The following is a 15,329-nucleotide window of genomic DNA, read 5'->3' as shown; positions in this document are numbered from 1 at the left end:
TTGACGGGACTGTTGTGGAGCGTTCCTAAAGAAAATCAAATAAGCTGAGTTAAGGTAGTACCGGGAACAATTTATTTTCTATTTCATACCGTTTGAATTAATCTTTATCTTCAGGGTCAGATCTTCGGGGATCTTTTTTTACTCGCAGATCCATTACCATATTTTTCCCGGAGTCCGGGCAAAGGTTTCCCAAATCCAAAGGACAGCTTCACTTCTTATATCTAACACCCTCAAATATCCGATCCATGCTGAAAAATTTCGCTTCCCTGTTCGCACTACTTTTTCTAATTGCGTGTACGCCTTCACCAGCGCCCTCGGAGGAGCCGACTCCGGAAGCTACCGCACTCACGGGAGCGCCTTTGTATTCCCCTCCGCCCCCGGATAAGTTGCTGGAGGACATGGAGCAAGCGGAAGCCAAATACCAGGAAGATCCTGAGACCATTGACAATATTGTATGGTTTGGCCGCCGAACGGCCTATCCGGGCTTTTACCGCGATGCCATCGACATCTATACCCGGAGTATCGAACAGTATCCGGATGCACCGGTGCTCTACCGGCACCGCGGGCATCGCTACATTACCGTGCGGGAATTCGATAAAGCGATCGCGGATCTGGAACGGGCTGCTACGCTGATTGAAGGGACGGAAGATGAGATTGAGCCGGACGGCATGCCCAATGCCCGGAATATTCCACTCACCACGCTGCACAGCAACATTTGGTATCATCTGGGATTGGCCTACTATCTGCAACAGGATTGGGAAAATGCCCTCACCGCTTTTACCAAATGTCGGGACCTGGGCCTAAATGACGACAATCTCGTCTCCAGCACCCACTGGATTTACATGATCCTGCGGAGAATGGGCGATGAAGCCGCAGCCGAAGCGGCCCTTGATCCCATCCACGCCGATATGAATATCATCGAGAACGGGTCTTATTGGAAGCTCTGTCGTTTTTACCAGGGGGAACTCTCCGAAGAAGAGTTGATCGATCCGAACGATTCTTTTTCTGCCAACGATGCCGTCCGTTACGGGGTAGCGAACTGGCATTATTACAATGGTCATACGGAGATTGCTCGCGAACAGCTTACGGAGATCGTTGAGGCAGACGGTTGGAATTCGTTTGGGCATATTGCGGCGGAAGCGGATCTGGTGCGGTTGTAGATGTGGAAATGTGTGAAAGTGGAAATGTGTTAATGTTGGGTATGGACTCCCGATGAATTGACGTATACGTTTTTGTCTTATATGCCTTCTGGATCATTTGTGGGTTGCGGTCTGTTCCCAAAACATAAGATGAGGGTAATGCTATGCCGGGATCGGTTTTCCGATAGCATACCGGAAAACCGATCCACGGCATAATACTCTCATCTATTCATCAAGCCATCATTTCTTCTTCCACCAGATCCAGTTCCAGGCGTACGCCTTCGGGGCTGCGTTCCACGACCTGAAATCCGCGTTTTTTCAGTACGTGGCTCATTACTTCGTTCAGGTGCAGTACCTCGGCGAACAATTTGTGAATACCCTTTTCCTGGGTAATTTCCAGGATGAAATCGGTGAGGGCCGTGCCCAGTCCCTGATCCTGCCAGGGGTCGGCTACCAGAATGGCGTACTCGGCCGTTTCCTTCCAGGCATCACTGATCACCCGTACGACACCAGCCATTTTCTGCTCGCCGTCTTCTTCCACCAGTGCGATGATCGCCATTTCCCGATCGTAGTCGATCTGCGTGTACCGCACGAGGGAATTGTGGCTGACATCGAACGAATGGCTGAAGAAGCGGAAGTAAATGGACTGCTTCGATACGTGGTCAAACATCGCCGCTTCCAGCGGTTCGTCTTCCGGGCGGATCGGCCGCAAAATGGCCTTCTTACCATTCTTGAGGGTGATCTCCCTGCGGTACTGGGTTGGGTACGGACAGATCACCAGGTGGTCGTAGGGACGTTTCCGGTCGATCACATAGTCCTCGTCCAGCACGATGTGTGCGTCCAGCGCCACGCCGCCGTTCTCATCCACGGCGTAGGGGTTGATATCCACTTCTTTGATCTCCGGCAGGTCCATAAGCAGGTAGGAGAATTTGACCAGCAGGAACTGGATGTTCTCCAGATCTACGCCCGGCATTCCCCGGAAGCCCTGCAGCAATTTGTAAGCTTTGGTATTTTCGATGATCCGCTGGGCCAGCGCCATGTTTTGCGGCGGCAGCCCCATGCTCGTATCCTTGTACAACTCGACGTAGATACCACCGGTACCGAAAACGATGACCGGGCCGAAAATCGGGTCCTTCTTGGAACCGATCAGCAATTCGTAGGGCTTTTTGATCATTTTCTCGACCCGTACGCCTTCGATCTTGGCATCCGGCACGTGTGATTTTGCGTTGGAAACGATCCGCTCGAAAGCCTTTTTCACCTCTTTCCCGGATTCCAGATTGAGTTTAATGCCACCCACGTCCGTTTTGTGGGCGATGTCCGGAGAGGCAATCTTCATAGCTACCGGGAAGCCGATCTCTGCGGCGTATTCGGCGGCAAGCTCCGCCGTTTCCAGCACTTGGCCCGGAGGGGTAGCAATGTCGTAGTAATTGAGCAGCTGTTTGGCTTCCAGTTCGTTCAACTGTACACGTCCGGATTTCCGGATACCGGCCAGTAATTCCCGGGCCGCTTCTTTTTCGAAATTCAGCTTTTCGGGAACGTTCGGCGGCGTTTCGTAAAACAGCTCCAGGTTTTTCGAATACTTGTACATTTTCAGAAAGACCTCCACGGCACTTTCCGGATAACGGTAGTTCGGGATCTTGGCCCGCTCCAGGATCTCCCGGCCTTCTTTCACTTCGGTCTCGCCCATCCAGCAGGCAAATATGGGTTTCTGGGTCTTCAGGGACACCAGGGCCTCGGCGATAGCTTCGGGATCCGTTACTTCCTGCGGCGTGAGCACCACCAGTGTAGCGTCCACATTCTCATCCGCATTACAGGCGCGGACTGCCTCCAGGTATTTTTCGGCGCCGGCGTCCCCCAGTACGTCCACCGGGTTGTTGTGACTCCAGTGGGCCGGAAGGACGGCGTCGAGCCGTTCCATGGTAGCGGGTGCCAGTTGAGCCAGTTCGCCTCCTTTTTCGGTCAGGTAGTCGGTGGCCAGTACGCCCGGGCCGCCGGCATTGGTCACGATGGCCAGCCGGTTGCCCTTCGGCAGTGGCTGCATGGCCAGCGCCTGGGCGATGTTGAACAACTGGGCGATCGTTTCCACCCGGATGATACCCGCCCGGCGGAAGGCTGCTTCGAATACGGCGTCATTACCCGCCAGCGAACCGGTATGCGACATGGAGGCCTTCGCTCCGGCTTCGCTTTTCCCGGATTTCAGCACGATGATCGGCTTATTGCGGGCAAACGCGCGGGCCGCACTCATGAACCGCCGGGGATCTTTCAGGCTCTCCATGTAGATCAGAATGCTGGAGGTATTGGGATCGTTACCGAAATAATCGATCAGGTCCGCAAAGCCAACATCCACCATCGAACCGATGGAAACGAAGTGACTGAAACCGACGCTCTGGTCGAGCGACCAGTCCAGAATACCGGTACACAAAGCGCCACTCTGGGAGATGAACGCAATGTTGCCCGGCAGGGCCATATCCGCCGCAAAGCTGGCGTTGATGCCAATGGACGGGTTAATGAAGCCGAGACAATTGGGACCGATCACCCGCATTTTGTACTTGCGGGCTTTTTTGAGGATGTCCTGGTACATTGCTTTCCCTTCCGCTCCGGCTTCTGCGAAACCAGCGGAAAGTACCACCAGGCCGCCCACTCCCGAGCGACCGCACTCTTCCACAACGGCCGGTACCACCTTGGCCGGAGTAGCGATCACCGCCAGGTCGACCTTATCCGGGATCTCCGATACCGAGCGGTAACAGGGGACGCCCTGGATGGTCTTCCGTTTGGGGTTTACCGGATAGACTTTTCCTTCGAAGCCACCGGTCAGCAAATTTTTGATCAACGCATTACCGACACTTCCTTCCTGATCCGAAGCGCCGATCGCGGCAATGGTTTTTGGTTTGAATATTTTTTCAAGTCGGTGTGCCATAGCTTTAGAATTTCCAGTATGGTTGAAGATAATTGATCAATACGTGCAGCCGGTTCTCATATTCCTCCCAAATGGTGCGGGAGGAAGTGGTGGGAGCTTCCTCGTAGGGAGCTTCTTCACCGTTGACCCCGGCTAAAAAATTATATACACAACGGGGCAGTTCCTCTACATTGTAGCCGCCCTCGAGGGTTGCAAAAAGATGATCGAAACGCTCACTCAGCGTTTTGCCGATCCGGTAAAAACTGCCGACCGTTACCCGCAGTTCCAGCAGCAGATCGAAAACGTGCGCATCAAAACCGGCGCTGATCGCTACCACATCGGGTTGAAACTGCTTTTCCACCAGTGGTAGAAAGGTGCGGAAAGCATCCATAAAAATATCGTCTCCGCTTTGCGGGGGCAGGGGAACATTGATCGTATAGCCGGTACCGCTCCCCTCGCCGATCTCCGATACCCGGCCGTTCCCGGGAAAGGCCGGATACTGATGAATAGACCAGTAAAGTACCTGATCGGTATCGTAAAAGATGTGCGAGGTACCGTCGCCGAGATGCCCGTCAAAATCGATCAGCAGTACCCGCTTACCCTCGTTCACCAGTTTTTGGGTAGCGATGGCCACGTTGTTGAAGAGGCAAAAGCCGCTGGACCGGTTCGGGTAGGCGTGGTGTCCGGGAGGACGGACCAATGCAAAATCTCCCGTTTCACTGGCCATGATGGTCGCACCGACCGCCGCTACGGCCGCTGCGTACGAACCGGGAGATACGCGGGTATCCCGGTCGAGCCAGTCCCCATCCAAATGAGCATTCCTGATGTTTTTAATATATGCCGGCTCGTGTACCAGTGCGAGATAGGGCGTAGCGTCGATGATCTCCGTCTCGGGAACATCCGGGAACACCTCCAGGCGTTTTACATTTTCCGGATGCATGCCGGTATCATGTTGTAGAAAGATCTTATTGAATATCAGTTTCATAATCTCTTGGGAAACATTGTAATTGGTCACGAAAGTAGTGGGAAAAGCAGCGTGTAATGATGATAAAAATCAGGGTATCCGCTGACGAAACACATCCCTCCTCCCCCGTCGTAAAACCCACATATTACTAATGAATTTTTATCATTCCGCTACCGGCTAACGGCAAATCTAATGCCCCGAAAACCGGGATTATTGAAATTAAAAACGGTCTGGCCGATCGGTCTTTTTCCGTCATAAAATAGTCAGAAATTCTATTTTTTTTATCTTCATCACCTTTTGAAAGCGACAAAATCAAACGAATGACGTTTCGTACCCTTTTATTGCTACTGCTCACCGGTGCCGGCCTTTCCCTGGCCGCTCAATCCAAGCCGGTATTTTCCGGCATGGATGTTTTTGATCTCGAGTGGGCGGACCAGCCGCAGATCTCTCCCGACGGCCAGATGATCGTTTACCAGCGGCGGAGTATGGATATTATGAATGACCGCCGGCAAACCAGACTCTGGCTGATCAACACCCTCGGTAACGACCATCAGAAGCTGACGGACATGGATGTTAACGAGGGCAATGCAACCTGGTCGCCGGACGGGCGCCGCATCGCCTTTACTGCATCAACAGAGCAGGGTACCGAGCTGTTCATTTATTGGCTCGGCAGCGGCAAAAGTGCCCGGATTTCCCAGTTACCGGCTTCTCCCGGAGGACTGAGCTGGTCTCCCGACGGAGAATGGATCGCATTCTCCATGTTCGTAAGCGGATCCGAACTATCGCTGGTCCCGGCGCCGAAAAAACCGGCCGGCGCTCAGTGGGCCGATCCGCCGCGGATCACGACCCGTCTGAAACACGAAGCCGACGGCTCCGGCTACATGAGCCCCGGTTTTCACCACCTCTTTGTCATACCGGCGGAAGGCGGCAGTGCGCGCCAGATCACGCACGGGGATCGTAACCACCGCGGCCAGGCCGTCTGGACGAAAGACGGGCAATCCCTGTTGCTCAGCGCCAACCTGAATGAAGACTGGGAATATGACTTCCGCAATTCGGAGATCTACCGCATCGATCTGGCCACCGGTGATGCTACGGCACTGACCGACCGCAAGGGCCCCGACAGCGATCCTGTCCTGTCACCCAACGGCCGGCAGATCGCCTATCTGGGGAATGAAGATAAGGTACAGACCTACCAGATCAACGAACTGACGATCATGAACCTGGACGGCAGTAATAAAAAGACCATTGACCTGAGCCTCGACCGGCGTATTTCCGATATCCGCTGGTCACCGGAAGGAGACGGGCTCTACTTTATGTATACCGATAAGGGAAATTCCCGGATCGCGTTCACCGATCTGCAGGGAAAAACGCAAATGGTAGTGGAGCGGGTCAGCGGCACTTCGGTAGCGCGGCCGTATTCCAGCGGCGCTTATTCGCTGGCCGGCAACGGAGCGATCGCTTATACCCACAGTACGCCCTACCGTCCGGCCGATCTGGCGGTGGTTAAAAAACGCGACTGGCCGAAGATCATCACCAAACTGAACGAGGAAATCCTGGGTGCCCGCGAACTGGGCCGCGTAGAGGAGATCTGGTACCAATCTTCCGTAGACGGTATTGACATCCAGGGCTGGATCGTTTATCCTCCGGGATTTGACGAGAACGGTAAATATCCGCTGCTGGTGGAAAATCACGGCGGGCCCATATCCAACTACGACGACAGCTTCTCCCCGGAAATGCAACTCTACGCCGCGGCCGGCTACGTCGTTTTTTATCCCAACCCGCGGGGAAGCACCGGTTACGGTGAAAATTTCGGCAATCTGCTCTACCACAATTATCCGGGCGATGATTACCAGGATGTGATGGACGGCGTGGATGCCATGATCGGCAAGGGCTTCATTGCGGAGGATCAATTGTTCGTCACCGGGGGCAGCGCCGGCGGCATAATGACGGCCTGGATGATCGGCAAGAACGATCGCTTTCGGGCCGCAGCGGTGGTCAAACCCGTTATGAACTGGATCAGTAAGACCCTCACGGCGGATAATTATTACGGTTACGCTTATTCCCGCTACCCGGGGCAGCCCTGGGAAAACCCGGAAATTTACATGAAGTTCTCGCCGGTTTCGCTGGTCGGTAATATCCAGACTCCTACCCTGGTGATGGTGGGTACCAGCGACCTGCGCACGCCACTTTCGGAAGCCAAACAGCTCTACCACGCGCTGAAGCTCCGCAAGATCGAAACGGCCCTGGTAGAAGTACCCGGCGCCTACCACTTTATCTCCAATCGGCCCAGTCAGCTGATCACTAAGGTGGAACACATTCTCGCCTGGTTCGCCCGGTACCGGGATTAAAGAACACCCATTTTCAGTCCGAATATCGCCATGGATACGTTTCGGACGATGGAGGAAGGAAGCAGCTATTTTACCGCTTCCTTCCTCCATTTCCTGCCATTTACAGCCCACCTCGCAACCCTGATCGCCTCCACTAGGCCAAAATCGCAGCTATTTTGGGGCTTGAGCCTATTTTTGGGGTAGCAAAACTTAAGCTTTTAAGCAAAATAATTTATATTTAAGCAAGCTATTGCCCCCACATAGCTTATTGTGGACTCTAGCGAATCGCCCTCTACGGAAATCATTGTACTCCGAACTCCCACTCGACTTACCAAAAAATATCACTTCCGACTGATTGCTCATCGTGTATCGAGGTAAGCTTTTACCGTTACACCAAATAACCAATTACCTATGCTAAACCTTAACACTAAACATGAAACAATGAGTAATGCAAACTCCACCTGGAGCTTTTTGCAGATGTTCATCTACGCTTCCATTGCGTTTACCGGCATCATGCTGGTCATTTACGGGATCTACCACTTTACGGTAACTTTTATCCCCGGCCTGGTAGAAACCGCCAGTGCGGTGGGATCTTAGACCTTACCTTCGGTACGGATCTCTTTCCGAAAGCGGCGTAGCGGAACATCTGTGATTCCGAAACAACGAATGCAGTTTTCGAGTGGACATCCGTAGTCGTTGTCCGTACAGTATCCCCGGTAGTGGTCAGTCTGGTTTTTAATCCGCCGGCTGACCACTACCGCCTGGCACCCGCCGCGTTTGCCTGTCTCCCCCCATGCACCTCCGGAATTACCAATCCATCGCTTTTGATCCGACCGGCTATGTTTCCTTAGACCCAGTTTCCGCTTACCGGAGACACGCCATCTTTTTGCGCTGGCCTTATCCCTTAGCTGTCAGCACACTACCCGACAGCAGAAAAAAAAATTTCCCTAAATTAGAAGCTGTTTCCATGAGATCCCCCGGTTTTTTCCAGGCGTCCTGATCCGCTGTTTTTCCCGAACTGACGAAAGTGCCCGGCTACAAATTTCGGTGGCAAATTGGAATTCCTTGAGACCACCGGCAGCGGCCGGTCTGCACGACATCTTAGCTGAATATGGCAACCAACTTTATCCTTCAATAAAATTGCTAACGTGTTATGAACAAAACGAAAAACAACAACCGGCGCGGTTTCCTGCAGAAGCTTGGCCTGGGAGGACTTAGTCTGGCCACCATGTCCATGGCCCCGATCGAAGAACAGCTGGAATATTCCACCCAGAACGTCAATCGAAATTCGGCACCTTCCGACCTTAAGATCACCGATATGCGTATTGCGGAAGTTTCCGGGGTGATGTTCCGGACGCCCATCGTTCGGATCTACACCAATCAGGGCATTGTCGGGCACGGTGATGTCCGCGACGGTGCGGCCAAAGAATACGCCCTGTTCCTGAAGAGCCGCCTGCTGGGCGAAAACCCCTGTAATGTAGAGCGGCTGTTCAAGATCATCAGCCAGTTTGGCCACCACGGCCGCCAGGGTGGTGGTGTTTCCGGAGTGGAAATGGCCCTGTGGGATATTGTGGGTAAAGCCTACGGTGTACCCGTATACCAACTGCTCGGTGGAAAATACCGGGATAAGGTCCGGGTATATTGTGATACCACCACCTCCAGCGATCCGCAGGAGTACGCCAACCGCATGCAGGAGCGGGTAGACAAAGGCTATACGGCCCTGAAAATGGACATCGGTATCAATTTGCTGCGCGATATCCCCGGCGCACTGATCAACGGACCGAACGGCAAGTTCAGCCCTTACGAACACGAATACCGTCAGTACAACCTCACCAAACACCCGTTCACCCGGGTACAGATCACCGAGAAAGGCCTGGAAAAATTATGTGAATTCCTGGAGGTAATGCGCAACCAGATCGGCTACGAGATCCCGATGGGTACCGACCACTGGGGCCACTTTGATGTGAACGAAGCCATCAAGATCGCCCGGGCCGTAGAAAAATACAATCTCGCTTACATCGAAGATATCATTCCCTGGCAGTATACGGACCAGTGGAAAGAGATCACCATGTCGACCACCACACCTACTCAGACGGGTGAAGACATTTATATGCTCTACGGCGGTTTCAAGGAATTGATTGACCAGCGGGCCGTAGACATCGTGCATCCGGATCCCAATACGGCGGGCGGTATCCTGGAGACCAAACGCATCGGCGATTACGCGTCGCATCACGGCATTGGTTTTATGCTGCACCACGCGGCCGGGCCGGTGTCCTTCCTGGGCTCCGTACACGCGGCGGCCGCTACGGAAAACTTCATGTGGCTGGAGCACCACGCCGTCGACAGTCCGAAATGGGAAGACCTGGTCACCGGAATCGACAAACCCATTGTGGAAGATGGTTACGTAGCCGTCCCCGAAACGCCGGGCATCGGAGTGGAACTGAACGAGGAGATGGTGAAAGAATTCCTGGTGGAGGGCGAGAAATTATTCGCTCCGACGGAAGAATGGAATGAGATCCGGGCCTGGGATCGCCTCTGGAGCTGATCCGGCAGACCAGTTGGGACAGGGAGCCCGGTATTTACCGGTTCCCTGTTCTTCCACTCGATCTGGTGTGGTTGGGCTGCCCCGAACCGATCTTGCACCAGTATATTTTCTACATCTGTCCTTCCAGAACGGAGGCGCCGGTACGCACACTGCTCTTCTTTCCAGACAGGCCAATAACCCAACCGACGATGGTCAGACTGAGCAGGCCATAGGCTCCGCCTACCAGGCCGGATGAAGGGAGCGCGATACCTCCGGTAAAAATGATACCGGCCGCAATGGTAAACGGAATGGCAGCAGCGATACCGGATATCCGGTTCCACAACGCAAATGTTTTGGGGATGCTGATCAACAACAAGGCGGGAACATACAGTGCCATTCCGGCTCCGAAAGACGGCTGCCCTTCTACAACGCCGGCCGCGTTACCCGCACTCATCACCGCTTCGGCAATAGCGAACAATAAAAAGCCGGTAGCTACCAGATCTTCTTCTTTTCGGTAAAAATTAAGGGCCAGAACGACACAGGCGACCGTCAGGCCGACACTACTGACTTCGTATAGCACATTCGTCAGCACGGGATCCTGGACAATTGATCCGGATAAGCCGAAAACCACTCCCGTTACTAAGCCAATAGCGGCGATGATATACTTTGTACGATCCATAATATTTTGGTTTAGGTATTAATAATAATTCGATACAAAGTTACCCTTCGGGGAGATCGGAAAATTGTATGGATGTTTCATGGCCATTCATCCGGCACGGGAAAGTCAGGATCATTTTTTCCGAAAAAACGGAAATATCCATCCAGCTTACCGCATGATCCGGTGTTCAGATCAGAAAAGATTTGGGAAATAATTTTATTAATTTTAAATTATATATTTCACTGCCTCAAACCCTCCCTATGTTTAATCAAATATTTACTGCCGGCTGGGAAATCAATCTACTGCTCTTCGTAGCTGTTTTTAAGCTCGCGAAATATTCGGTTTACCGGATTATTTATCCGGCGATCGTAGGCGTGCCCGATTATTACAGTTACGAGGCTTTCCGCCACTGGTACCGAAGAGCTTCCATTTGGAGTTCGGTGGTATTTGCGCCTCTGTTTGAAGAATTTCTGTTTACCTATCTGGCTTACGCCACTTTTCTGAGATACGCCCGGGAAGGGCAGGAATGGGTGGTCATGATCGCCGTTGCGGCCGGCTTTGCCCTGCTCCACTTTCGGGGGGATTGGAATGGGATGAAAGGACGATTGGATTGGTATGGATCGTTATTGTTGGGCAAATTTCAACTGGATCGCTTTTTTTACTCGCTGGCGGCATTTCTCATCTACGAAAGGACCGACGCACTATGGATCACGATCACGATCCACTACTTTTTCAATTATGTGCTCACCAGTTGCATCTTCGAGCGGCAGGATCATCCCGAAACGAGCGACCGGAAGGACGGTCGTTTGTTATTGCTCGGTTTCCTGGAACTTACCTTTGCGATCTACGCTACGGTCTATTTTTACGCGCATTTCCCGCAGGTCTGGGGGTATTTGCTGGTGGGCACCCTGGCTCTGCTCGCTCATTTTCTGTGGATCACCTATCGACTGATCGGTCGTCATCAGGAGTAATTTCGTCACCGATTCTGATGGAACGACGCTCTCTGGTAGAAGATGTCGGTAAAACTGTGGCCGGGTGTTGACCTTAGCGCAACGCACCGAATTGGAAAGCCAGGGCCAGTCCGTAGGTCGTAACTTTGGGATTGATATTGACAACTCCCACCAGGCCGAGCCCCATGGACGGCAGCGTTACAAACCACTGCGATTCGATCGGCAGGCCTACCGTCAGGTAATTCTGAAGAGACGGATCTCGTCTTTTTCCACCGTTCAGGCCCAGTCCGGCGCCGATGGAAATAAAACCCGCATCGCTTTTCAGGTAATAGCTGGCTATGGCGCTCAGATCCCAGTTCTTTTCGGGCTCCACGGATTCCAGCAGCCCCAGTTGTTGGGTAAAGCTATAGCGTCCGGTCAGCAGCAGGTGCTCGGAACGGGGTTTATTGAAACTGGCGTAAAAAAGCAAATGCTCCTGGTCCATGCCGGCCTTGCTCATTCCGGCTCCGAAATTCACCCACCACTGGTGATCGGAATTGTAATATTGTGCCTGCAAGGATAGATTGCCAAGGAAAAGAAAAAGTAAAATGGTAAAGATCCTTTGGGTCGTCATACGTCATTATTTGGGAGGCGATTTACGTTTGCCTCCGGTTAGCAATAAAAAGTGATTACATGACCATGTACGAGGGGAATGACCTTTTTAGATCTAAAAAATTAAAATATATGCGTCGCAAGGACCGGTTCTAATGGGGGCTTAAATATAAAAAATAATCTCCATATTAAGCTACCGGCCCATCGTCCGGTTTTGAACGTGTGCTGTACATTTTTGAACAGAACAACCGGCAAATTCTGAGCATCTAAAACATAATTCACTCATTATCAAACCACAACCAGGCGGGCACAACTTTTGCAGTTCCAGTTTCAAAGGTCCTACACAATAATGACTCTGCTATGCTTAAGAACTATCTGAAGATCGCCCTCCGCTCCTTCCGGAAGCAAAAATTAACTTCCGCCATCAACATCATTGGCTTATCGATCGGTATTGCCTGCGCCGGTCTGGGATTCGTGTTCATTCAGCACGAATTGTCCTATGATCGCTTCCACGATGAGTCGGAAAAGATCTATTGGCTTTCGGCCTCCATTCAGAACAAGATCAATATTTCGAGCACGCCGGCTCCCCTTTCGCCGGAATTAGCGGCTAATTTTCCGGAAGTCAGTGAGGCTTTCCGTTTGGAGAATCACGACATTCTGGTACGTTCGGGTAATGAATTTTTCCGGGAGGAGGCACATTTTGTCGATCCCAATTTCTTTTCTTTTTTCAGTTTCGAACTGGTGGAGGGAACTCCCGATCACGTTTTCGACAACACCAACGCCATCGTGCTGAGTGCGGAAATGGCGCGCAAATATTTCGGCCGATTGAGCCCCGTGGGCAAAACCCTCACCGTCAATTACCGGGGCCAGGAAGAAGTTTTTGAAGTCAGCGGGGTAGCCGCCGATCCTCCCCAAAATTCCAGTCAGCAGTACCAATTCCTGCTGCCGCTACGATTTCTCTATCGGGAAAAGCCCGATGCCCTGGCCGGCGATTGGGGATCCTTTCCCGCCACCAGTTTTATTCGCCTCCGCGAAACTGCGGATCTGAGCAGCATGGAAGCCAAACTTCCGGGGTTCATCGACGAGAAAGTAAATACCGGCGGAGAAGATGATCGTAAATTGCTCTTCAATCTGATGGCCCTGAAAAATTATCACCTTCGTGACAACTACCGAGCCAACGGCCTAACCCCTCCGGCCGATATGAGCTACCTGCGGATCCTGGGTCTGATCGCCGGACTGATCCTGCTGGTCGCCTGTTTCAATTTTATGAACCTGAGCAATGCCCGGGGCTCCGGCAGACTGACGGAAGTCGGTGTTCGCCGGGTGATGGGAGCCGTCCGGGGGCAACTCGTGGGGCAATTCCTCTCCGAAGCCATTCTGATGAGTCTGATCTCCCTCATATTGGGCGTTGGACTGATCGAGCTGGCCCTGCCCTTTATCGGTGAGATCACGGGCACCGCTTTGCAGATCAACTGGCTGGATCCCGGCGTTTTGCTCCCCCTGTTGGCCATTTCCGGTACCACGGGCGTACTCGCCGGTATGTATCCGGCCCTGCTGCTTTCCCGGCTGAAGGCCGTACAGAGTTTTCAATCCAATTTTAAAACGGGCGGAAATAATCTGGTGACGAAAGGTAGCCTGATCTTCCAGTTTGCGCTCTCGATCGGCCTGCTGAGTTGTACCCTGATCATGTACCAGCAGCAGCAATTCATCAAAAATCAAAATCTGGGATTCAATCAGGAGGAGGTTGTGGTCATTCCCACCCAGATCAGTTATCAGGATGCCGAAGCTTCCCAGCGACTGGTCGAGCAATACCGTAATGAACTTAGCCAACAGCCCGGGATCGTTCAGGTCAGTGGTGTTTCCAATTCCTTCAATAAGGGGAACAGCGCGGTTTTTGTGGAAGAAGAGGACGGCTCGCAGATCCCGGTTTTCTTTTACAATACGGATGCGACCTATATCCCACTGCTCGATATCGAGCTCAGCGCAGGCCGGAATTTCGCCGACGATTCGGAGAGCAACGGCGAACAGGGCGTGATCGTCAACGAAACTTTTCTCAAACAGTTCGCCATTGAAGGCTCCGTAGAAGAGTACCGCCTGCCGGAGAAGTTCCGGGGCATGGCCAATTCGCGGATCCTCGGGGTGGTGAAAGATTTCAATTATATGGATCTGAAGAGTGACGTGCGACCGCTTATTCTCCAGGCGGAACCCGACGCTCATCTGGGCTACCTGCTCGTTAAGGTCCGGCCCGGATCTGTCGACCAAACACTGGCGCAGTTGCGCACGAGCTGGCAAAAGATCAGTCCGGACAAACCCTTTGAATTTTCCTTCCTGGACGACGATATTCAGCAACAATATCTTACGGAAGCGCGCTGGAACAAAGCCATTACCGGGGCGACGCTGCTGGCGATCCTCATTGCCTGCCTCGGACTGTTCGGGCTGATCGCACTGATCCTGACCGAGCGCACCAAGGAGATCGGCATCCGCAAAATACTGGGCGCCTCCATTCCGGATATCACCTGGCTGATCTCCCGGCAATTTGTGATCCTGCTGACGATAGCGGCCATATTTGCCATTCCGGCGGCCTGGTGGGTCATGGAGCAGTGGCTGGAAAACTTTGCCTACAAGATCAATATCCAGGCCCTCATCTTCATCGGGGCCGTCGGCATTACCCTGATCATCGCTCTGCTCACCACCAGTCTGCAATCGGCCCGGGCGGCCATGAGCAATCCGGTGGACGCCCTGCGGCAGGAGTAATGGAAAGAACCTGAATGTATGAATAACATGAATCACCCCGGATTTTATAAGAGGCGGTGTATGACCTCAGAGAGGTAGGGTGTACAATCTACGGGGTTAATCATGCGGCCACTTTTTTCTTTGCTCGTTTCAAAAGAGCAAGTTTAGAGATGGAGGTATTTTCTTGTTTCCATTTTAAGATGGCGGCCATATTCACTTTTTGCAAGGCTAAGCTTACCTGCTCTAAAGTGCTCTTTTCAGAATATCCAGCGATTTTCAACACGTCATCTGTGATGATTTTGGCCCCTTTGTTTTTGTACTTACCAAATGTACTTTCAATAATATCTGAACAACATAATATCTGCGTCTGCTGTGGCAGGGTCGCTTTTTGTCGGGCTAGATAATGATTCATTTTTTGAATGAATTGTTCGGCCTTCTCACTACACACTTCCTGCTCTTTATATTGTTCCACTTTGCCCTTCCATTGATTCAGGCTATTATGCTGTATGCCTTTAGATTTGAATAGAGAACAGAAGATCTGTATCAA

At 52.4% G+C, this 15,329-nt stretch carries 11 protein-coding genes; 6 read left to right on the top strand and 5 right to left on the bottom strand.

From position 1 onward, the window contains the following. The first annotated feature begins 245 nt into the window (after nucleotides 1–245). Nucleotides 246–1,160 (top strand): tetratricopeptide repeat protein, encoded by a 915-nt coding sequence (locus CRP01_RS32650; protein WP_099154283.1) that lies wholly within the window; start codon nucleotides 246–248, stop codon nucleotides 1,158–1,160. 211 nt (nucleotides 1,161–1,371) lie between these two features. Here the strand turns inward: CRP01_RS32650 and acs are convergent, their stop codons facing one another. After that, nucleotides 1,372–4,056 carry an acetate--CoA ligase alpha subunit gene (gene acs / locus CRP01_RS32645; RefSeq protein WP_099154282.1) on the bottom strand — a complete coding sequence of 895 codons (2,685 nt, stop codon included), beginning with the start codon at nucleotides 4,054–4,056 and terminating at the stop codon, nucleotides 1,372–1,374. 4 nt (nucleotides 4,057–4,060) lie between these two features. After that, nucleotides 4,061–5,020 carry a histone deacetylase family protein gene (locus CRP01_RS32640; protein WP_222845871.1) on the bottom strand — a complete coding sequence of 320 codons (960 nt, stop codon included), beginning with the start codon at nucleotides 5,018–5,020 and terminating at the stop codon, nucleotides 4,061–4,063. A 299-nt stretch (nucleotides 5,021–5,319) separates the two neighbouring features. On the opposite strand from CRP01_RS32640, the gene CRP01_RS32635 reads away from it, so the two are divergent. From CRP01_RS32635 to CRP01_RS32630, 3 genes are all read left to right on the top strand, one after another. After that, nucleotides 5,320–7,347, top strand: coding sequence for an alpha/beta hydrolase family protein (locus CRP01_RS32635; RefSeq protein ID WP_099154281.1), 2,028 nt, complete (start codon nucleotides 5,320–5,322; stop codon nucleotides 7,345–7,347). A gap of 420 nt (nucleotides 7,348–7,767) precedes the next feature. Then, nucleotides 7,768–7,923: a hypothetical protein gene (locus CRP01_RS42535; protein ID WP_170110629.1), complete on the top strand. Its 156-nt coding sequence runs from the start codon at nucleotides 7,768–7,770 to the stop codon at nucleotides 7,921–7,923. A gap of 556 nt (nucleotides 7,924–8,479) precedes the next feature. Further along, entirely contained in the window at nucleotides 8,480–9,871 is a 1,392-nt protein-coding gene (locus CRP01_RS32630; protein WP_099154280.1) for a mandelate racemase/muconate lactonizing enzyme family protein, read from the top strand. A gap of 109 nt (nucleotides 9,872–9,980) precedes the next feature. Here CRP01_RS32630 and CRP01_RS32625 read toward each other — a convergent pair whose 3' ends face one another. Then, a complete protein-coding gene (locus tag CRP01_RS32625) occupies nucleotides 9,981–10,529 on the bottom strand; it encodes a hypothetical protein (RefSeq protein WP_099154279.1) in 549 nt (182 codons plus the stop codon). Nucleotides 10,530–10,768: 239 nt separating this feature from the next. Here CRP01_RS32625 and CRP01_RS32620 point away from each other — a divergent pair, with 239 nt between their 5' ends. Beyond that, entirely contained in the window at nucleotides 10,769–11,479 is a 711-nt protein-coding gene (locus tag CRP01_RS32620; RefSeq protein ID WP_099154278.1) for a CPBP family intramembrane glutamic endopeptidase, read from the top strand. 73 nt (nucleotides 11,480–11,552) lie between these two features. Here CRP01_RS32620 and CRP01_RS32615 read toward each other — a convergent pair whose 3' ends face one another. Next, a complete protein-coding gene (locus CRP01_RS32615) occupies nucleotides 11,553–12,071 on the bottom strand; it encodes a hypothetical protein (RefSeq protein ID WP_099154277.1) in 519 nt (172 codons plus the stop codon). A 338-nt stretch (nucleotides 12,072–12,409) separates the two neighbouring features. Between CRP01_RS32615 and CRP01_RS32610 the strand changes: the two genes are divergently transcribed. Beyond that, the gene (locus CRP01_RS32610; protein ID WP_099154276.1) at nucleotides 12,410–14,803 is read left to right on the top strand and encodes an ABC transporter permease; all 2,394 of its coding nucleotides are present in this window, start codon (nucleotides 12,410–12,412) and stop codon (nucleotides 14,801–14,803) included. 100 nt (nucleotides 14,804–14,903) lie between these two features. Here the strand turns inward: CRP01_RS32610 and CRP01_RS32605 are convergent. Continuing rightward, on the bottom strand, nucleotides 14,904–15,329 hold a 426-nt coding region (locus CRP01_RS32605), incomplete at its 5' end, for a hypothetical protein (RefSeq protein WP_222845870.1).

Origin of the sequence: Flavilitoribacter nigricans DSM 23189 = NBRC 102662, from assembly GCF_002646595.1 — a bacterium.
Taxonomy (GTDB): domain Bacteria; phylum Bacteroidota; class Bacteroidia; order Chitinophagales; family Saprospiraceae; genus Flavilitoribacter; species Flavilitoribacter nigricans.
Note: the sequence above shows the minus strand (reverse complement) of the source record. Positions and strands in the feature narration are given on the sequence as shown.